The organism is Pedobacter montanisoli (assembly GCF_022809115.1).
GTDB classification, from domain to species: Bacteria; Bacteroidota; Bacteroidia; order Sphingobacteriales; family Sphingobacteriaceae; genus Pedobacter; species Pedobacter montanisoli.
The window spans coordinates 778,238-798,208 of record NZ_JALGBH010000001.1; the positions used below are offsets into that span (position 1 = coordinate 778,238).

Annotated in this window: 21 protein-coding genes; 13 read left to right on the forward strand and 8 right to left on the reverse strand. The window is 36.7% G+C overall.

Annotated features, from left to right (window positions below):
• Positions 1–22: 22 nt before the first annotated feature.
• A complete protein-coding gene (locus MMF97_RS03425) occupies positions 23–898 on the reverse strand; it encodes a phosphodiester glycosidase family protein (protein ID WP_243359172.1) in 876 nt (291 codons plus the stop codon).
• 3 nt (positions 899–901) lie between these two features.
• Entirely contained in the window at positions 902–2,083 is a 1,182-nt protein-coding gene (locus MMF97_RS03430; RefSeq protein WP_243359173.1) for an aspartyl protease family protein, read from the reverse strand.
• 116 nt (positions 2,084–2,199) lie between these two features.
• On the opposite strand from MMF97_RS03430, the gene MMF97_RS03435 reads away from it, so the two are divergent.
• The 5 genes from MMF97_RS03435 to MMF97_RS03455 are packed head-to-tail and all read left to right on the forward strand — an operon-like array spanning position 2,200 to position 6,956.
• Positions 2,200–3,528, forward strand: coding sequence for a D-alanyl-D-alanine carboxypeptidase (locus tag MMF97_RS03435; RefSeq protein WP_243359175.1), 1,329 nt, complete (start codon positions 2,200–2,202; stop codon positions 3,526–3,528).
• A 12-nt stretch (positions 3,529–3,540) separates the two neighbouring features.
• Positions 3,541–4,344: an alpha/beta hydrolase gene (locus tag MMF97_RS03440; protein WP_243359177.1), complete on the forward strand. Its 804-nt coding sequence runs from the start codon at positions 3,541–3,543 to the stop codon at positions 4,342–4,344.
• Positions 4,345–4,346: 2 nt separating this feature from the next.
• A complete protein-coding gene (locus MMF97_RS03445; protein WP_243359187.1) occupies positions 4,347–5,390 on the forward strand; it encodes a glycosyl hydrolase family 18 protein in 1,044 nt (347 codons plus the stop codon).
• Complete coding sequence (locus MMF97_RS03450) at positions 5,390–6,442, forward strand: aminotransferase class I/II-fold pyridoxal phosphate-dependent enzyme (RefSeq protein ID WP_243359191.1); 1,053 nt, start codon at positions 5,390–5,392, stop codon at positions 6,440–6,442. Before MMF97_RS03445 ends, MMF97_RS03450 begins: the two co-directional genes overlap by 1 nt.
• 4 nt (positions 6,443–6,446) lie before the next feature.
• On the forward strand, positions 6,447–6,956 hold the full coding sequence (locus tag MMF97_RS03455) for a histidine phosphatase family protein (protein WP_243359192.1): 510 nt from the start codon (positions 6,447–6,449) through the stop codon (positions 6,954–6,956).
• A gap of 9 nt (positions 6,957–6,965) precedes the next feature.
• Here MMF97_RS03455 and MMF97_RS03460 read toward each other — a convergent pair whose 3' ends face one another.
• The 4 genes from MMF97_RS03460 to porX all read right to left on the reverse strand — a co-directional run bounded on the left by MMF97_RS03460 (position 6,966) and on the right by porX (position 10,906).
• Positions 6,966–7,637 carry a M15 family metallopeptidase gene (locus MMF97_RS03460; protein ID WP_243359193.1) on the reverse strand — a complete coding sequence of 224 codons (672 nt, stop codon included), beginning with the start codon at positions 7,635–7,637 and terminating at the stop codon, positions 6,966–6,968.
• A gap of 3 nt (positions 7,638–7,640) precedes the next feature.
• Positions 7,641–8,867: an alanine dehydrogenase gene (locus MMF97_RS03465; RefSeq protein ID WP_243359195.1), complete on the reverse strand. Its 1,227-nt coding sequence runs from the start codon at positions 8,865–8,867 to the stop codon at positions 7,641–7,643.
• A gap of 62 nt (positions 8,868–8,929) precedes the next feature.
• Entirely contained in the window at positions 8,930–9,346 is a 417-nt protein-coding gene (gene tsaE / locus MMF97_RS03470) for a tRNA (adenosine(37)-N6)-threonylcarbamoyltransferase complex ATPase subunit type 1 TsaE (RefSeq protein WP_243359205.1), read from the reverse strand.
• 6 nt (positions 9,347–9,352) lie between these two features.
• Positions 9,353–10,906, reverse strand: a complete 1,554-nt coding sequence (gene porX / locus MMF97_RS03475) for a T9SS response regulator signal transducer PorX (RefSeq protein ID WP_243359207.1) — start codon at positions 10,904–10,906, stop codon at positions 9,353–9,355.
• Between the two features lie 101 nt (positions 10,907–11,007).
• On the opposite strand from porX, the gene MMF97_RS03480 reads away from it, so the two are divergent.
• From MMF97_RS03480 to MMF97_RS03515, 8 genes are all read left to right on the forward strand, one after another.
• Positions 11,008–12,231, forward strand: coding sequence for an HD domain-containing protein (locus MMF97_RS03480; protein ID WP_243359209.1), 1,224 nt, complete (start codon positions 11,008–11,010; stop codon positions 12,229–12,231).
• Positions 12,232–12,330: 99 nt separating this feature from the next.
• Positions 12,331–13,398 carry a UDP-3-O-(3-hydroxymyristoyl)glucosamine N-acyltransferase gene (gene lpxD / locus MMF97_RS03485; RefSeq protein ID WP_243361161.1) on the forward strand — a complete coding sequence of 356 codons (1,068 nt, stop codon included), beginning with the start codon at positions 12,331–12,333 and terminating at the stop codon, positions 13,396–13,398.
• 5 nt (positions 13,399–13,403) lie between these two features.
• Positions 13,404–14,798, forward strand: coding sequence for a bifunctional UDP-3-O-[3-hydroxymyristoyl] N-acetylglucosamine deacetylase/3-hydroxyacyl-ACP dehydratase (locus tag MMF97_RS03490; protein WP_243361162.1), 1,395 nt, complete (start codon positions 13,404–13,406; stop codon positions 14,796–14,798).
• A 19-nt stretch (positions 14,799–14,817) separates the two neighbouring features.
• The gene (lpxA, locus tag MMF97_RS03495; protein WP_243359212.1) at positions 14,818–15,603 is read left to right on the forward strand and encodes an acyl-ACP--UDP-N-acetylglucosamine O-acyltransferase; all 786 of its coding nucleotides are present in this window, start codon (positions 14,818–14,820) and stop codon (positions 15,601–15,603) included.
• A 4-nt stretch (positions 15,604–15,607) separates the two neighbouring features.
• Complete coding sequence (locus MMF97_RS03500) at positions 15,608–16,240, forward strand: ABC transporter ATP-binding protein (protein ID WP_243359214.1); 633 nt, start codon at positions 15,608–15,610, stop codon at positions 16,238–16,240.
• 131 nt (positions 16,241–16,371) lie between these two features.
• Positions 16,372–16,932 carry an elongation factor P gene (gene efp / locus MMF97_RS03505; protein WP_243359215.1) on the forward strand — a complete coding sequence of 187 codons (561 nt, stop codon included), beginning with the start codon at positions 16,372–16,374 and terminating at the stop codon, positions 16,930–16,932.
• Positions 16,933–17,017: 85 nt separating this feature from the next.
• A complete protein-coding gene (locus MMF97_RS03510; protein WP_243359217.1) occupies positions 17,018–17,587 on the forward strand; it encodes a 5-formyltetrahydrofolate cyclo-ligase in 570 nt (189 codons plus the stop codon).
• A 4-nt stretch (positions 17,588–17,591) separates the two neighbouring features.
• Positions 17,592–17,753 (forward strand): hypothetical protein, encoded by a 162-nt coding sequence (locus tag MMF97_RS03515; protein WP_243359218.1) that lies wholly within the window; start codon positions 17,592–17,594, stop codon positions 17,751–17,753.
• Here MMF97_RS03515 and MMF97_RS03520 read toward each other — a convergent pair.
• Together MMF97_RS03520 and hutI are read right to left on the reverse strand one after the other, a co-directional pair.
• Positions 17,716–18,732: a formimidoylglutamase gene (locus MMF97_RS03520; RefSeq protein ID WP_243359220.1), complete on the reverse strand. Its 1,017-nt coding sequence runs from the start codon at positions 18,730–18,732 to the stop codon at positions 17,716–17,718. The two genes, MMF97_RS03515 and MMF97_RS03520, sit on opposite strands and share 38 nt — an antisense overlap.
• Positions 18,710–19,951, reverse strand: coding sequence for an imidazolonepropionase (hutI, locus tag MMF97_RS03525; RefSeq protein WP_243359221.1), 1,242 nt, complete (start codon positions 19,949–19,951; stop codon positions 18,710–18,712). Before hutI ends, MMF97_RS03520 begins: the two co-directional genes overlap by 23 nt.
• Between the last annotated feature and the right edge of the window lie 20 nt (positions 19,952–19,971).

The following is a 19,971-nucleotide window of genomic DNA, read 5'->3' on the forward strand; positions in this document are numbered from 1 at the left end:
AAACGATTTGGCCGCAAATATATTATTGTTTAGGAGATGTTTTTAATAAAATTACGTTAGCTACTTTACGCTGACCGTTATGATCCCATTTTTTATTATCTGATGGATAATTGACTACACCGTTTTCATTCTGGCCTCTTACCCAAAGAGTAGTAGAGCCACCACCATCTAAATTAATAGCACTGGTACAACCCAGCCAGCTCATAATTTTACTTAACTCAAATAAACTCATTCCATCAGAATTTTCATTCCGTCCATCTACGGTTAAAAATAACAGGTTACCATTGGGTTTTATACCAATTGCCGTACGTGGATGGCGCAATTTGTTAAAAGCAACTGTATCTAATGTTTCTTTTTGGTTGTTTATAATAAGCAAAGGACCGCTTAACATTACGTTGCTTTCGCCCAGGTTTTTTTCCCAATCGGTACTACCATCCCATTTTTTGATTTGCAGTTTGTTGTGATCAATCACAATGGCTGCTCTTTGGTGAAGAGCTCTGTTACCACCTTTTCCTAACTGGTTTTCGTTTACGGTTTGACCGTTAACACGTAAGTAATCTACAGAGCCACCGTTCTTGATGTCGAAAAAAGTGCCGTTGATGGCTGCAAAAGCATTATTTTCATCTGCGAAAGTTCTGGTTTCTTTAAGTACACGGGGATCAAAACCGAAAGCAATGAAAGGTTTCTCGCCTCTGTTCTTTACCTCCAGGTAAGAAATATTCTGGTTTGCTGCAAAAAGATTTTTCTCATTGAAATGATGAGTAAGCAGGTGTGTACGTTTAGAAACTTTCTTTTTGCTCCAATGGGCGTTTACAAAAACAACTGAATCGGCTTGTTGTGCAAATGATGAAGAGAAAAGCGCTAAAAAGGCGGTTACGCAAATAAATTGTTTGAACATGGCTTATATTCTTTTTTTTAATCGGATTAACTTAATAATTCTTTGATCTTTCCGCCAGCATTCCATTAAAATGGCATTGCCATCGCGGGCTTTAAACAAATTGGCTATTTCGTCTATGGTATAACTATCTATGGGTTTAAAGTTTAGTGCAATGATCTCGTCGTTAGGCAGTATGCCTGCTTTCTGCGCTACAGAACCTTCGTCTACTCTTGTAATCAGATAACGTGATGGAGGCCCCTCTTCCATATAAATTTCAATGCCCATCATGTCATCTTCAAAAGGATCTGTGTACCGGCTGTTTTTTTTCAGGTACATAGCCTGATTGGCATAATCAAAAGTAACGTTAAAGCGATTCAAGACCTCGGCACCTAAATTGCCATTACGGGCTATTTTTTTAACACTATCAGGGATAAGTTCAGGAAAACTGGAGATAACATTGTTAAAATCGAAACGACCTATTTTTAACCAATCGATTCGGGCTTTCTTACCGCTAATTACCCCAGTTAAGCCAACACCCAAATTTGCATCAATGTTTGGAGAAGGTACAGCAAAAGATTGATTGTTAAATGTTTCTAAAGATAAAGAATGACTGGCACCACAATCTACAATCAATTTAACAGGGTAGGTGCTTTGGTTAAAACGAATTTGTGCAGTAATATGAGGCTTATGGTTGATAAATTCAAATGGAATTTTATCGCCCTTTGGATTAACTCTTTTCTTTGGAGAATAAAAAGTAAACGTTCTGTTAATGTAATTTATTTTAATTACGAAGCTGCTGAAAAAGTTATAACCAATTAATCCGGATATCTTTTTACCTAAATAACCCGAAAGATTAAAAACATCTTCTTTAAGAAAAACTACCGGAGAATTTAATGCTTCTGCATCGCCTATTTTTACCGGTAACTCATGTGTAACATAAGCCTCAACGGTATTGGTATTATCATAACCCGTTATCATTATTTTGCGGGTGTTATTTACTTTTAAACTTTCTTTTAGGGAAGGGTCTGTAACAACCATCGGATCAACACCTGTATCTAAAATAAAATTAAAAGGGCCCTTGTCATTAATGTAAAGTTTAATAATGGCAATATTTTTTACCAGTTCGAATGAAAGAGTTTGTCTTTTTCGGTGTTCAGGAAACTGAAAATACTGAGCCTGAGCTTTTTTGAAAACAGAAGTTATCAATAAAAGAACGATGCCGCAAAAACAAAAAAAATTAACACAATTGTTCTTTTTGTGAAACTTCATAAAACTAAATTAATAAATTCGAAGCCATAATAAACACAACTAAATCAAAATACATGTTTAAAAAGTATTTGAGGCTGGCTAAAATAGCTGCTGTTTTACTATTTGCCCTAAGCTTTACCGCGTGTAAAACTAATCAGATTATCGCAAAAAAGGTTAAGAACGAATTTAAAAACTCAAAGGTCACAGATAAATACCTTTATGGCTTTGCCTTATATGATTTGGCCAATAAAGAAATGATATTTGAGCATAACGGAGATCGGTACTTTACCCCCGCATCAAATACCAAATTGTTTACTTTTTATGCAGGTTTAAAAGTAGCTCCAGATTCTATCCCTTCATTGCGTTATGTAGAAAGAGGAGATTCATTGATTTTCTGGGGAACGGGCGATCCGTCTTTTTTGCATACCAGCTTAAAAGGAACCAAAGCGTTTAACTTCTTAAAAAACACCAATAAAAAACTTTTTTACGCACCAGGCCGGTACACCGGTGATTTTTATGGTAATGGCTGGCAGTGGGATGATTATAATGATTATTATCAGGCAGAAATTAATGAGTTGCCTCTTATGGACAATCTTGTAACCATAACCTCAAATAAAAAAGGAGGTATTCAGGTTTCTCCTCAGTTATTTTCTTCATGTGTGAGTGTTGATAATGCAAAAACACAGGGCAATTTTAATGTTAAAAGAGATTTTCTGCAAAATCATTTTACCATACCAAATGTAGTTGTTCCAAATAATTTTAGTCAGGAAATTCCTTATAAAGTAAGCTTAGGTCTTACCCTTAACTTACTTACAGATACTTTGAAAAAACAAATAGAGGTAATTGATGAAAAAATGCCAACCAATGCAAAAACCATTTACAATCTGAAAACGGATACAATATTAAAGCGGTTGATGCTGCCCTCAGATAACTTCGTGGCAGAGCAGCTGTTGCTCACCTATGCCGATAAATTAGGCTTAGAGCTTAATACCAGGAAAGTAATTAAGTACATAGAAGAAAAATACCTTAGTGATTTGCCTCAAAAAATCAGTTGGGTAGATGGTTCGGGATTATCGAGAGGAAATCTTTTTACGCCGAGAGATATTATAAAGCTTCTTGAAAAAATATATCAGGAAGAAAACAACCAGCAGAAATTATTTAATATGCTGCCGGCAGGTGGTAAAGCTGGAACCCTGAGAAATGCATATCCGAAAACGGATCATCCTTTTGTTTTTGGCAAAACCGGAACGTTAAGTAATAACCATAACCAAAGTGGCTATATTATTACGAAAAAGGGCAAATTGTTTTTATTTTCATTTATGAATAACAATTTTGTGATGCCTACCTCTGAAGTTAGAAATGAAATGGTGCGGATAGTTACCTATATACACGATAATTTTTAGCAGTGCTTAAATATGAAAACCGTTAAAAAGCTGCTCTTTTTCTCTTTATTTATATCAGGAGGCTTTTTGGCCTCAGCCCAGGATCAGTTAGTTTATCAGAGTAAAAACCTGTCTAAGCCTGATACTGTTTGGGTATTTACACCAAAGAACAATTTCCAAAAGGAAAAAACACCTGTTATTTTTCTTTTGCATGGCTATGGTGGAACCTATAGGCAATGGAACTCCATTATGGATGCGCAGAAATATGCAGATAAGTATGGTTTTACAATTGTGTGTCCGGATGGTTTAAACAATAGCTGGTATATCAATAGCCCAGTTAAAAAAGACTGGCAATATGAAAGCTTTTTCTTTGATGAGCTTTACCCGGATATTATGAAAAAATACAAAGTAGATACAGGTAATATCTTTATCAGTGGGTTAAGCATGGGTGGACACGGTGCGCTATATTTTTTCATTAAAAGACCAGAGTTGTTTAGCGGTGCGGGTAGTACAAGCGGAGGTGTACGTTTGTTAGACAGTTTTGGAAAATATGGCATAGCGGCATTGTTGGGAGAAGAACACGCAGAAGGGGAGCTATGGAAAAAGTACTCGGTAATAGATAATATTCAATTACTAAAAGGAAATGCCAAACCTATAATTTTCGATTGTGGAAATGAAGATATGTTCTATAAATCCAATAACAATCTTAAGCAAAAATGCGATGAACTGAACCTTAATGCCACCTATATTTCGCAGCCCGGAAAACACAACCGTACTTATTGGGCTAAATCTATTAAACAACAATTTGAATTTTTTTCTTCTCAGCTTGCTAAATAAAAATGTATAAAAGAATTTTACCAGTAGTAGGCGCTCTTCTTTTTTTTGTAACATCCTGTAAAAAATCTGATCCTTTACCAGAAGTTAATGATACTAAACCTGTAGAAACAGTACCAACGCCCTACATAGAAGACAACAGTTTTAAAATTGTGGCTTATATGCCAAGCTATCGGGATCCTGCTACAGTAGATATAAATAAGTATAAAATGATTACCCATCTTTTTTATGCATTTTTAGAGCCTGCAGATGTTGCAGATGGCTCGTTAAAAGCTTTATCTCAATCTGTGCGTTTTGGTACAGTCTCGGCAAATGCCAAAGCCAATAAAGTAAAATTCGGCATATCGGTTTCGGGAGCTAAAACCGTTTTTGAAAATATTGCTAAATCTTCTGCTGCCCGTACAAAATTTGTAACAGCTATTGTAGATTTTGCTAAACGGAACAATCTTGATGGCGTAGATATGGATTGGGAGTACCCTTCTACATCTCTGGGTGTTGAATCAGCAGATAATTATACATTATTGATGAGGGAATTATCGACCGAACTGCATAAAACAGGTAAATTTTTAAGTGCTGCCGTAACGCCCGCAGTGTACACAGGAGGAATTCGCGATGGTATTAAACCAGAGGTTTATCCGTATATTGACTTTTTTAATATTATGCAGTACGATGGCCAGACTTGGGATAAAGATGATCCTAATCAGCACGCAAGCTATAAAATGAGTGTTTATAGTACAGACGTCTGGCTTAATACAAAAGGATTACCCAAAAATAAAGCAGTATTGGGTATGCCCTTATATGGTAAAAACGCAGCGGGAAGTTCTAAAGCGTACAGAGAATTTGAAACTGCGGGTTTAGATATAACTCAGGATAAAGTAACACTGGCAGGAGTAGATTATTGGTTTAACGGCATAAATACCATTAAACTGAAAACCCAGTTGGCAAAAGAACAGGCAAATGGTATTATGTTCTGGGAGTTTGCAAACGATTCTAACAATGCCAATTCTTTAATTAAAGCAGCAAATGATCAATTAGGACGGAAATACTAATGAACATTGAAGACAAGTTTAAAAATCTTAATAAGGCGTTAGCACCATCTATAGAAATAGAAGGTAAAAACTATCTTTATTTTGGTGGTACGGCCTATCTGGGAATACCGCAGAACACATCCTTTATAAAACTTTTTATTGAAGGAATAAAAAAATACGGACTCAATAACGGAACCAGTAGAGGTAACAATGTACAACTAGGTATTTACAACGAATTTGAAGCCTTTACGGCGTCGAAATATGGAACAGAGAGCGCTTTAGTCTCCTCAAGTGGCTATCTTGCCGCAAAGCTAACGGTAGCTCATTTTGCAAATAGGGGAACGTTAAGATATGCCCCGGCTACGCATCCTTCCCTATGGATAAATGGTGATCCGGGAGTTCAGGGAACATTTACCCAATGGACAGAAGATCTGTTGAGAGAAATTAACCAAAGCAAGCAACAAAAATGGGTTTTGGTCAGTAATTCCATTAACAACCTTTGGCCAGAGATTTATGATTTTTCGTTTATCAGTAAAATCAATCCCGGCAAAGAAGTTATTCTAATTGTAGATGATTCGCATGGTATAGGGGTATTGAATGAAGGAAGCAGCGTCTTGAAATCTGTACCTCAAACAGATCACGTTCAAGTTTTGCTTGTGGCTTCAATGGCTAAAGCTTTAGGCGTTGATGCCGGATTGATTTTAGGACCTCAACGGCTAATTGAAGAATTAAAACAAACAGATGAATTTATAGGAGCCTCTCCATCATCTGCTGCGGGACTATATGCCTTTATGCATGCCGGAGATATTTACGGGCAATCTTACGAGCAATTAATGTTGTTGAATAAAGAAGTCTCTTTATTCCTTGAAACGAGTAACTGGCATTTTGCCAAGGATTTTCCGGTTTTTTTGTATAAAGGAGAAGATCTGGAGAAGAAACTGCTTAAAAATAATATCTTGGTTTCGTCGTTTCCCTATCCAACTACAAGCAGCCCTGTTATAAACAGGATCATTATTTGCAGCTGGCATTCAAAACAACAAATAGAACAATTAAAATCAGCTTTAAAATCCTAATGACATGAGAAAATTAATTCTATTCCTTTTCCTATCTGTTATCTTAAGTTTAAATCTTAAAGCACAGAAATCAGTTAAAATATGGATTGTAAGACATGCAGAAAAAGACATCAGTAATGTTGCAGATAAAGATCCGGACCTATCTGAACAAGGAAAAATAAGGGCAGAAACATTAATGAAAGAATTAAAAGGGAAAGGAATCGATTCTATTTTTTCTACACCTTATAAAAGAACCAAATTTACAGCTTTTCCCCTGGCAGACCGGATAGGTTTGGTTATAAATACTTATGATCCTGCCAAACCAGAACTTTTAGCAGAAAGAATTAGAAAGTATAGCGAAGGGAAAAAAATTCTGATTGTAGGTCACTCTAATACTATTCTGCCATTGATCAAAGCTTTTGGGGGCCAGGCTTCTGTTAAAGAAATAAAAGATGAAGAATATGGCTATATTTTTACCTTACTTGTTAAAGCAAATAAAACCGATGTGGAAGTAAGTAAATACGGGGATAACTAAATAGTTGAATTATAAAGCTTCAAAAGGAATATCCATCAGGCTGTAATTCTGCCACCCGTTAAAATCAAAATGCCACCATTCATTGTTAACGACTTTAAAGCCGTTGTTATGCATGATTTTAATCAAATAATCGCGGGTTTTAATAATATTAGCCGGTAGATAGGCATAAGTAGGTGATGCAGCTTCCTCAAAGCTGTCGTAAGGCGTAGGCATAGGAATATCCTTACCTGTTTTAAGGTCGATAAGGGTTAAATCTAACGCACAGCCTCTGTTATGTTTTGAGCCTTTATTCGGATTGGCAACAAATGCTTTATCTGTGGCTTTTTCATAAAAAGAAATCGTAACAGCATAAGGCCTGTAACCATCAAAAATTTTTAACCCGTAACCATCTTTTTTTAGCTGAGCCTGTATAATCTTTAGTTTTTCTACAACAGGTTTGCGTGCAAATGCTCGGGCCTGTTTGTACATCACTTGGCGCATAAAGTTATTAGTTGTGGCATACCTGATGTCTAGAACAACAGAAGGAATAGCTTTTTTTATCTCTATAAGTTCATTATCTGCATTTTGGGCCACACTTTTTTTGTATACATTGTAATTGCTGATAATATCTAAACCATAAGGATTTTGTGCATAGCCCAAAGTAGTGATACAGAAAAAAAGAAAAGGTAAGATTAGTTTCATGGTTTATTGATTAGAAAGAACAAGAAGATCCAAATCCTTATAAGGAAGATTAAACAAGTTGGCCAAATCTTTATTGGTTAAATGACCTCTGTAGCAATATAAACCTTCCCTTATTCCAGGTTTACTCCATATCATGTTCATAAGCCCTCCCATTTCGCCAATATCTACCAATATCGGAGCAAAAATGTTTGTTAAAGCATATGAAGCGGTTCTTGGCACTCTCGAAGCAATGTTGGGAACGCCATAATGCGTTACGCCATATTTAATAAAAACCGGGTCTTTATGATTGGTTACTCTTGAAGTCTCGAAACAGCCCCCCTGATCAATACTTACATCTACCACAACTGAAAAAGGTTTCATTTTACTCACTGTTTCTTCTGTAACCACGCAAGGACTACGGCCATGTTCAGAACGGATAGCACCAATAACCACATCGCAGGTTGTAATGGCTTTTTCTAAAACAATGGGCTGCATTACCGAAGTAAAAACACGGCTTCCTAAATTATTTTGTAAACGACGGAGTTTAAAAATTGAACTGTCAAACACTTTTACTTCTGCACCTAAAGACAAGGCGGTTCTTGCAGCGTATTCACCCACGGTACCTGCACCTAAGATTACAATTTCTGTTGGCGGAACTCCTGTGAATCCACCTAACATTAAACCTTTCCCATCATGTACACTACTTAAATACTCAGCCGCAATGAAGATCGATGCTGCACCCACTATTTCGCCCATAGCCCGTACAACACTTAAAACATTCCCTTCGTCACGCAGGTATTCAAAGCAAAGACCATTGATCTTTTTTTCTAAAAGAGCTTTTAATACAGGCTCTTTTAACATACCAAACTGCAAAGAAGAAATAAGGGTTTGTCCTTTGTGCATGAGCTCTATTTCTTCCAAACAGGGAGGAGCCACCTTAACGATGATATCGGCCGCCCAAATATCCTTTTTATTGTAAGAAATCTGAGCTCCTTGTTCACTGTAATCTTTATCAGAAAAGTTAGCGCCATCACCGGCTCCGGCTTCAATAATGACTTTATGGCCATTATTAATCAATAAAGCAACGGATAAAGGAGTTAGCGCAATTCTGGCCTCCTGAAAAGAAGTTTCTTTAGGAATACCAATATAGAGGCTGTTATTTTTTTTATCCGTTTTTAGTAAAGCTTCCTGCGTTTGAATTAGTCCTCTTTGCGCAATGCTCGCTATAACATCTTTTAATCCTGAGGCCATGAGTATTAGCTGGTTATAATATTATAAAGTTAGCAAAAAAAGACGGCTAACGGATTAATAATTTAAAATCTTGTAAACTCAAATCTGCGTCCCGAAGGTCCGTAAAGATCTATTTTAACCTTTATATAATGATCAGGCAACAGTTCCTCTACTTTTTGAGGCCATTCTACCAGGCAATATAAATTACTGTAAAAATATTCTTCATATCCGATATCATAAGCTTCCTGTATGTTTTTAAGGCGGTAAAAATCAAAGTGGAAGATAATGCCGTGAGTACTGTCATATTCGTTTACAATTGAAAATGTAGGGCTGTTAATAATATCTTCAGAACCCAATGCTTTACAAAAAGCTTTAATAAACGTGGTTTTTCCAGCTGCCATGTCTCCTTCAAACACAATAAACTTTTGACCTTGTGCAAATTTGAGTAAGCTTTTTGCAACCTCATTAAGCTCGTCTTCACTATTTATTTCAATAATCATCTTGCTCTATTTTGAAGTATAAGTTACAATCGGGATAATCATCTCTTCCATAGAAATACCTCCATGCTGAAAAGTTTCATTATAGTAATTTACAAACTGATTGTAGTTGTTCTGATACACGAAATACTGGTCTTCTTTTGCAAAAATGTAATTAGAACTGATATTGATCTTCGGTAATTTGGCCTCATGAGGGTTTTTGATAAGAAACACCTCCTTAGGGTTAAAATTAAGGTTTTTGCCCTGTTTATAACGTAAATTAGTATTGGTAGATCTGTCACCAATAACTTTGCTTGGATGCTTTACCCTGATGGTTCCGTGATCTGTGGTTAAAACTATTTTAACCCGTTTTTGGGCTAATTTCTTAAGAAGATCAAGCAAAGGCGAATGCTCAAACCATGATAAGGTAATAGATCTGTAAGCAGCATCATCGTTGGCAAGCTCTCTAATCATTTGCATATCAGTTCTGGCATGCGAAAGCATATCCACAAAATTGTAAACGATAGCATTGAAATCATTGTGCATTAAATTGTTTACCTGATCTGTAAGGTCTTTGCCCTGATCAAAGGTTAAGACTTTATGATATGAAAACCTGCACTCTTTTCTTAAAGTACGCTTAATATTGTCTGAAAGGAAAGCCTCTTCATGCAGATTTTTCCCTCCTTCGTCATCATCGTTCTGCCACAGAGCCGGAAATCTTTTTTCCATATCCAGAGGCATTAGCCCAGAAAAAATGGCATTACGGGCGTATTGAGTGGCTGTAGGTAAAATGCTACAATAAATATCTTCTTCCTCAAGCCTAAAATGTTCTGTGATAAGCGGATGAATAACTTTCCACTGGTCATATCTCAGGTTGTCAATCAGAATGAAAAAAACAGGTGTTCCGCTATTGATTAAAGGGAAAACTTTATTTTTTAATAATTGATGAGAAAATAAAGGAGCGGGGTCTTTATCATTTATCCAGTTTAAATAATGGTCTTCAACAAATTTAGAAAATTGCGCATTAGCCTCAGATTTCTGCATAGTTAAAATCTCATGCATTTGGGGATCATCAAGTTTTTCTAATTCAAGTTCCCAGAAAACCAGTTTTTTATAAACATCTACCCATTCATCATAGCTTAACTTATCATTAAGGGTCATGCCCAACTTTCTAAAATCTTGCTGATAAGCCGATGACGTTTTTTCGCTAACTAAACGTTTATTATCAATTAACTTTTTAATGGTTAAAAGAACCTGCTTTGGATTAACAGGCTTAATTAAATAGTCATCTATTTTAGAACCTATGGCATCTTCCATCAGGTTTTCTTCTTCACTTTTGGTGATAAGCACCACCGGAATATCCGATCTAATATTTTTAATGGCCGTAAGTGTCTCCAAACCACTTAAGCCGGGCATATTTTCATCTAAAAAAACAAGGTCAAAATGCTCTTTTCCGAACGCTTCCAAAGCATCATTACCATTGGTAAATGTAGCAACATCGTAGCCCTTTTCATTCAGCAATAATATATGAGGTTTAAGAAGGTTGATCTCGTCGTCGGCCCATAAAATTTTGGTTTTCTGCATTTTCTCTCCTTTTTATGTAAATTAACGGGTAAAAAAAGACATCGCTTTTTTACTGTCGATAAAATTAACAATTTTTGTACCGTATATTTACATTTTAGAATTTGAACAAAAAGAAAATCATAAACGATCCGGTATATGGATTCATTACTATTCCTTCAGATTTAATTTACGACCTTATCTCGCATCCATACTTTCAGAGATTAAGATATATTAAGCAATTGGGAATGACCCACCTGGTTTACCCCGGAGCATTACACACCCGTTTTCATCATGCGCTTGGAGCAATGCATTTAATGGGACTGTCATTAGAAGTATTAAGAAACAAGGGCCATGTCATCAGTGCAGAAGAAGAAGAGGCCGCCACAATTGCACTTTTATTGCATGACATAGGTCACGGGCCCTTTTCGCATTCCTTAGAACACACTCTTGCTCGTGGAATTCAGCATGAGGATATTTCTCAGCTGATCATGAATAAGCTGAATGAAGAATTTGATGGAAAGCTTAATCTTGCGCTTTTAATTTTCAAAAACCAATACCACAGAGCATTTTTCAACCAGCTTATTTCGGGACAAGTAGATCTAGACAGAATGGATTACCTCAACAGGGATAGCTTTTTTACCGGTGTAAGTGAAGGTGTGATCAGTTTTGATCGCATTATCAAGATGTTTAACCTGGTTAATGACGAGTTGGTAATAGAGGAAAAAGGAATTTATTCTGTTGAGAAATTCTTAATAGCCCGCAGGTTAATGTATTGGCAGGTATATCTCCATAAAACAGTGATTGCGGCAGAGCAGTTGTTGGTAAAAATACTTGAAAGAGCTAAAGAGCTTTCTTCTAAAGGACATATCTTGTTTGCTACTCCTGCCTTGCAACATTTTCTGCAAAATGATGTAAATGGTTCGAATTTTTTTAATGAAGAAATCCATTTAAATAAATTTACCCAACTTGACGATCAGGATATCCATGCGGCTATAAAAGTGTGGGCAGATTCAAACGATGAGATTTTAGCCAGAATGTGTAGGATGTTAAAAGCCAGAAGGCTATATAAAGTAGAGATCACAAATGAAGAACCTGATCATAATCGTGTAAAGCAACTGACAGAAAACACAAAAAATAAGCTAGGCTTAAATGAGAAAGAGATTTCTTATTTTGTTTTTACGGATACGATTAAAAACAGAGCATATAATATGAGTACTGCCAACACCAATATTCTGATGAAAACAGGGAAATTGGTTGACATTGCAAAAGCTTCTGATTTGTCTAATATACAATCATTAGACAGAACAGTAGAAAAGCATATTTTATGTTACACTAAAGAGTTTTAGCAAATTTTAACTAAAGACAAAATAAAAAAGTACGATAATTACGTTATCTTAACGTTACAGGTTTTTTGTTCGTTTCATTTTAACATTTAACTTTGCATGATGCAATTTACTGCCAAGCAGATTAGCGAATTTTTAAACGGCACCATAGTAGGTGATGAAAAGGTATTGGTTGACAGGCTTTCTAAGATAGAAGATGGTGTTCCGGGTTCCTTGTGCTTTTTGTCTAATCCTAAATACGAGAACTTTATTTATACCACAGGAGCCTCTGTAATAATTGTGGCTCAGAGTTTTGAACCTTCAAAGCCGGTAAGTAGTACTCTGGTTAAGGTAAAAGACCCATATAGTGCCTTTTCCATTCTTTTAGAAAAGTATGATGAAGTGTTAAACAGCGAACAGCATAAATCAGGTGTTTCAGACTTGAGTTTTGTGCATTCTTCAGCTAAAATAGGAGAGAATGTATATATAGGTCCTTTTTGTTGTGTAGAGGAAAATGCAATTATTGGCAATAATACTAAACTTTATGCCCAGGTGTTTATTGGCGCCGGCGCTACACTAGGAGACAACTGCCAGATTAACCCGGGAGTGCGAATATATAAACACAGCCAGATAGGCAATAAAGTAATTATACATTCCAATACTGTTATAGGCAGTGATGGATTTGGTTTCGCACCACAAGCAAACGGCTCTTACAGTAAGATTGCGCAGATCGGAAACGTTATTATAGAAGATAACGTAGAAATTGGAGCCAATACAACTATAGATAGAGCAACAATGGGCTCAACTTATGTGAGAGAAGGTGTAAAATTAGATAACCTGATCCAGATAGCACATAATGTAGATGTGGGATCACATACGGTTATTGCTGCGCAAACAGGTATTTCTGGTAGTACTAAGGTTGGTTCTAATTCGGTAATAGGCGGACAAGTGGGTATTGCTGGCCATTTAAATCTGGGCAAAAGAACTCAGGTGGGCGCAAAAGCAGGAATAAACTTTAATACCGAAGAAAATAAGCAGTGGCACGGCAGTCCGGCCCAACCATTAAAAGAATGGATGAGATCAACCGTTATTTTTAAACACTTGCCAGAGGTTGAAAGAAAACTAAGAGAACTTGAAGCAAAGGTTGCGGCGCTTAATGCCGTAATTGATAATATTAAGGATACAGAATAATGAGCATGAACGTTAAGCAGAAAACAATTAAGGGAGAAATTTCATTAAAAGGCGTTGGTCTGCATACTGGAGCAAATGTTACTTTAACATTTTGTCCGGCACCTGATAATCATGGATTTAAATTCCAGCGAGTAGATCTTCCCGGACAGCCAATAATTGATGCTGATTGCGATAATGTAACAGACACAGCAAGAGGGACAACAATTACCCAGAACGGAGCAAGCATAAGTACAGTAGAGCATGTAATGGCTTCATTGGTAGGAATGGATCTGGACAATATCCTGATTAAAGTGGATGGGCCGGAAACGCCAATCATGGATGGAAGCTCAATTAAATTTGTTGAAGCTTTGGAAGAAGCTGGCTTGGCTATTCAAAATACAGACAGAGAATATTATACCATTCCTCATAACATTACTTATACAGAACCAGACCGGAAAGTAGAGATTGTGGCTATGCCGCTTGATGATTATCGCTTTACCTGTATGATCGATTACAATTCGCCAGTTTTAGGTAGCCAGCATGCTGGAATTTCTACAATTGATGAATTTAAAAAGGAAATCGCATCATGCAGAACTTTTTGCTTTCTGCATGAACTGGAATACCAACTTAACCATAACCTGATTAAAGGGGGTGACTTAAATAATGCTATTGTAATTGTTGATAAAGAAGTTACTAAACAAGAATTACAGCATTTAGCTAAGATTTTTAACAGAAAAGAAATTGATGTAGCCCCTCAGGGCATTTTAAATAATATGGAGTTGCGCTACCAGAATGAGCCAGCTCGACACAAACTTTTAGATATGATCGGTGACCTTGCCTTGGTAGGTGTTCATTTAAAAGGTCATATTATGGCTGCAAGGCCAGGACACGCCGCTAACGTGGCATTTGCTAAAAAAATTAAAGCAGCTATCAAAAAAGAAAAAGGAAAGAAAAAGATTACGAACTACGATATCAATGCCAAACCGGTTTATGATACCGTTCAGATCATGAATATTTTACCTCACCGTCAGCCATTTTTATTCGTTGATAAAGTAATCGAACTAACAAAAACCTATGTGGTTGGTGTTAAGAATGTAACCATGAACGAAGAGTTCTTTAAAGGACATTTTCCGGGAGCCCCTGTTTTTCCAGGAGTTTTACAAATAGAAGCAATGGCTCAAACGGGTGGTATTCTGGTATTAAATACCGTTCCTGATCCTGAAAACTACCTTACTTATTTTCTTAAAATAGATAATGTACGCTTTAGATCTCAGGTACAACCGGGAGATACACTTATTTTCCGTTGCGATCTGATGGAGCCTATACGTCGTGGAATTGCACAGATGAAAGGTATAGGTATGGTAGGAGATAAAATTGCCGTAGAAGCAGAAATGATGGCTCAAATAACAAAAGTTAAATAAACGAACCCAACAAAGAAACATGATACAACCTTTAGCGTATATACACCCTCAGGCAAAAATTGCCGATAATGTAGTTGTTGAGCCTTTTGCGGTAATTCATAAAGACGTAGAAATTGGAGAAGGAACCTGGATCGGGTCTAATGTGGTAATTATGGATGGAGCCCGTATCGGAAAAAATTGTCGTATTTTTCCCGGAGCTGTGATTTCAGGTGTTCCTCAGGATTTGAAATTTGCCGGAGAAGTAACTACTGTAGAAATAGGCGATAATACCGTAATTAGAGAGTGTGTTACCATAAACAGAGGTACCAAAGATAAATGGAAAACAGTGGTTGGCAGTAACTGTTTAATACAGGCTTACTCGCACATTGCACATGATTGTCAGGTAGGAAACAATTGTATCTTTTCTAACAGTACAACCTTAGCAGGGCATATCACCATTGGTGATTATGTGGTTTTGGCAGGCTTGGTGGCCATTCATCAGTTTGTTAAGGTCGGGTCACATGCTTTTGTTACCGGAGGTTCTTTGGTTCGTAAAGATGTTCCCCCTTATGTAAAAGCAGCAAGAGAGCCGCTTTCTTATGTAGGAATAAATTCTGTTGGTTTGCGCCGCAGAGGATTTTCATCAGAACAGATCAACGAGATACAGGAAATTTACAGAGTATTGTTTGTGCAGAATAATAACGTAACCAAGGCATTAGATAAAATCGAAGCAGAGTTTCAACCTACAGAAATCAGGGACGAAATTGTAGATTTTATTCGCAATTCTGCCCGTGGGGTAATGCGTGGCTTTGGGTCAAATATGTAAATAGATGCATATTACCCTAAAAAATATAGGCAGGAGATTTAATAAAGAGTGGATTTTTAAGGGTCTTGATTATTCCTTTGAAGCAGGAAACAGTTATGCTATTTTAGGGCCAAATGGTTCAGGTAAATCAACATTGTTGAACATATTGATGGCTAGCCTTAGCCCCTCTGAAGGAGCAATTGCATATCAGACAGATAAAGAGATCATACCTGAGCAGGTTTTTAGCTATATTAGTTTTGCCGGGCCATATCTTGATTTAATTGAAGAGTTTACCCTTGCTGAGACTATAGCGTTTCATTTCAGCTTTAAAAATTACGTAGAAGGGTTCAATGCGGAAGGTGTTTTAGATCTTCTTGCTTTGATAGGAGCAAAGGATAAACCGCTAAAATATTTTTCTTCAGGGATGAAACAACGAACAAAACTTGCTTTGGCATTCTGTTCAGATACGCCGATGCTCGTTCTTGATGAACCAACCTCTAATTTAGATGTTCAGGGAACTGATTGGTATTTGTCTTTGATAGAAAAATTTACAGCAAACAAATTAGTTGTATTGGGGTCTAACCAACAGCATGAATATGATTTTTGTAAAGAACAGATTCAAATCATGGCCTATAAATCCAAACCAAAAATGGTTTAAAGGTCAAGACAAGAGCTGTTTACAAGCAATAAAATAAAAAAATAAAAAGACTATTGTATAATTAAAAAAATGTCTATACCTTTGCGCCACGAAATAAGGGCGGGTTTTGGACGCTAAATTTCAAAAAGAAAATGGCAAAAGCATCTGATATCAAAAATGGAAATATTCTTCGTTTCAACGGAGAGTTAGTTACGGTAGAAGAGTTTATTCACCGTACTCCAGGGAACTTAAGAGCGTTCTATCAGGCAAAAATGCGTAACGTAAAAACAGGCAAACTGGTTGAGTACCGTTTCCGTGTTGATGAAGAGGTAGAAATTTGCCGCGTAGAAACCAATGATTTTCAGTATTTATATGAAGATGGAGATCATTTGGTAATAATGGATAACAATACTTTTGAGCAATATAACGTTCCGAAGTTTTTGTTTGGAGAAGGAATTAAATTCATAAAAGAAGGTACCAATGTAATTGTGGCTTTCGAAAGTGAAGAGCCAATTATGGCACAATTACCTTCAAATGTTGAATTAGAAATAACATATACAGAGCCTGCCGTAAAAGGTAATACATCAACAAACGCATTAAAATATGCTACTGTAGAAACAGGTGTTGAAATAAGAGTGCCAATGTTCATTAACCAAGGCGATAAAGTTAAGGTTGATACACGCACAGGCGACTATATAGAAAGAGTAAAATAAATTTTCATAGTTTAGTTTTAGGTTTAGGTTGATTATGGCTTCGGAGTGGTTCCCGAAGCCATCTTTTTTTTATACCTTAGTTCACATGCTAAAAGATGAAATAAGAAAAAAATCTTTATTGCAAAGAAACCAACTTGCTGAAGAAGCATTTAAAAAGCTGAACCAACAGCTTTTACAGCAATTTATACTACTGGATTTTACAGCCATAAAAACCATTCATATCTTTTTACCCATTATTAAAAAGAGAGAACCCGATACTTTTCTGCTTATTGACTGGCTAGAACAAAAACATCCTGAAATTAAAATCCTGATTTCTAAAGCAGATTTTGCACAAAATTTAATGGAAAACTATGTTTATACCGGAAAGCAGAATCTTAAAATAAACAATTATGGTATTCCTGAACCAGATTCAGAAGCAAAGGCTTATCATGGAGAAATAGATATGATAATTATCCCATTATTGGCTTTCGATCAGAAAGGAAACAGGGTGGGTTATGGCAAAGGCTTTTATGACAGATTTCTAGCTGGCATGAACACGCAGAAAATAGGATTGAGTCTTTTTGATGCAATAGATGAAATTAAAGATGTAAATTTGGATGACATCAAGCTTGATGCCTGTATAACACCTCAAAAATTAATTATTTTCAAAAATTAATGTCATGAATGCGGATTTTAAAATAACCAATGCTAAGCAATATGAAGAAACCATGATTGCAATTTTTGAAATGCAGGAACAGGAAGATCCGCTTACAGATCAGCAATTAGCAGATATAGACATCATGCTTAAAGAAGCACAGCGTTATGAAGATGAAGAGCTTTAATAAAATCGCTCACTAAATAACTTAAAGTTTTGCCGATAGAAAGGTCGGTTCGTCCGTTTTCAAGCTTTAAGGCCCCTTCACATAAATGCAGATAACAAAATTTGTTTGCTGCGGCTAAGATCATTTTTCTTACCTCATTTAACTCAAATCCCGATGGAGTTGCTGCACTTGCTAAAATGCCTGTAATGCTATCCAGGTCTATTTCTAAGCCACAAGGACCTTTTAAGCCTTCTACGATGTCTTTAAAACCGTTTACGGGGCTTTGGTCATTAGAGAGAATATCGTCGAAATAAATGAGTTTTACGGGATTGTTTTGGCTGTAGTTGATCAGGCTTTCACTAATGTAGTTTTGGTGAATGCCAAAACCTGTATATCCGGCTAAAAGTTTATGTGTAAAAGCATTGCTAAAACCATTTCCGCTATGTCTTCCCTCACCTACATCACGTAAATCAGTATGTGCATCGATATTGATAACGCTGATTTTCTGACTTAAGGCCCAGCTTGTGCCCGAAATGATAGGATAAGCATTGTTATGTCCACCACCTATGATTACAGGAATTTTACCCGCCTTTACAATGGTTTCGATAACAGGAGAAACAAGCTCATCGATGGCGGCAGTTTTTTGGCGTAGAGATTCGATATCATCTTCCTCTGGTTCGCCAATTTCAAAGTGTCCTAATAACAAAATGTCTTCTCCATTTAAAAAAATATTTTGCTGCAAATTAAGAAAAGCGGGTAAAAATGCCTGCCATGCTGTTTTAGCACCTCCTACTCCATAATTTGCTCTAACACCAATATCCTCCGGAATACCCAAAATCACAACTCTGGCCTTAGAAATCTTAAGATGTTGAGCTGACAAGGAGCCATTGAGGATTTGGATTTTTTCACCCAATTTGGTTTCACCTTTACGAAGCTTTACATGAGCCTTGATATCTTCTTGTGTATAGATTTTAAAACTATCCATGATAAATTTCACCATTTAAAATTACGGTTTCTACCTGGCTCTGACCAAAGCTGTAAGGCAGGTAAGCCAATGAAGACATGGGACGCGTAATGAAAATATTTGCCGTTTTGCCTTTGGTAATACTACCCAGTTTATCACTGATTTCCATTGCAGCTGCTCCATTTAGAGTGGCTGAGTTAATAGCCTGCTCCGGTAGCATTTTTAATTTGATACAGGCTAATGAAACCACAAAATTCATATTTCCAGAAGGTGTAGATCCCGGATTGTAATCGCTGGCTAATGCTACAATGGCATTATTTTGTATAAGACCTTTGGCGTTGGCAAAAGGAATATTGATGTAAAAAGAACAAGATGGGAGTAAGGTGCCAATGGTAGTGCTTTTTCCTAGTGCTTCTAATACTTCATGATCGGTTTCCTCTAAGTGATCAACAGAAACGGCATGATGTGCAATACCAACCTGTGCAGCCCCGGTTGAAGATAACTGGTTGGCATGAATTTTCGGTTTTAAACCGTATTTAGCTGCGGCCTCAAGAATTTGTGCCGTTTCTTCATTAGAGAAAAAACCTTTTTCGCAGAAAGCGTCTATGTAATCGGCTAAATCTTCTGCAGCAACTCGAGGCAAAAGTTCATTAATAATAAGGTCTATATAACCCTGATGATTCTCCTTATAAATTGTAGGGTAGGCATGAGCAGCTAATAATGTTGCCTTAACAGGTATAGGAAAATGTTCTTTAAGTCGCTTAATCACCCTAAGCATTTTCAGTTCGCTTTCAACTGTTAATCCGTAGCCACTTTTGATTTCTACGGCACCCGTTCCTTGCCTGATCATGTCATTTAAGCGAATGCTTGCTGCTTCAAACAGTTCATCTTCGGTTGCAGATTGCATTTTATTGGCTGAGTTTAAAATTCCGCCCCCTGCAGTTGCAATTTCTTCGTAGGTCTTGCCTGCTATTTTCATCGCAAATTCTTCTTCGCGGGGAGCAGCAAATACAATATGGGTATGACTATCGCACCACGAAGGAAAAACAAAGCGCCCTTCTGCAGAAATCTGAGGTTGAATTTGAGCTATTTCAGCGGGAATGTTTTCCATTTCGCCAAAATCTTCTATTAACCCGTCTTTAATTAAAAGCCAAGCATTTTCTAATAGGGGCAAATGTGCAAGCTCACTGCCGCGAAGCGACAATACATCTTTAGCATGCACACCTACAAGTCCTTTAATATAGGTAATCAGCATAACTCAGGGTCTAAGTAATA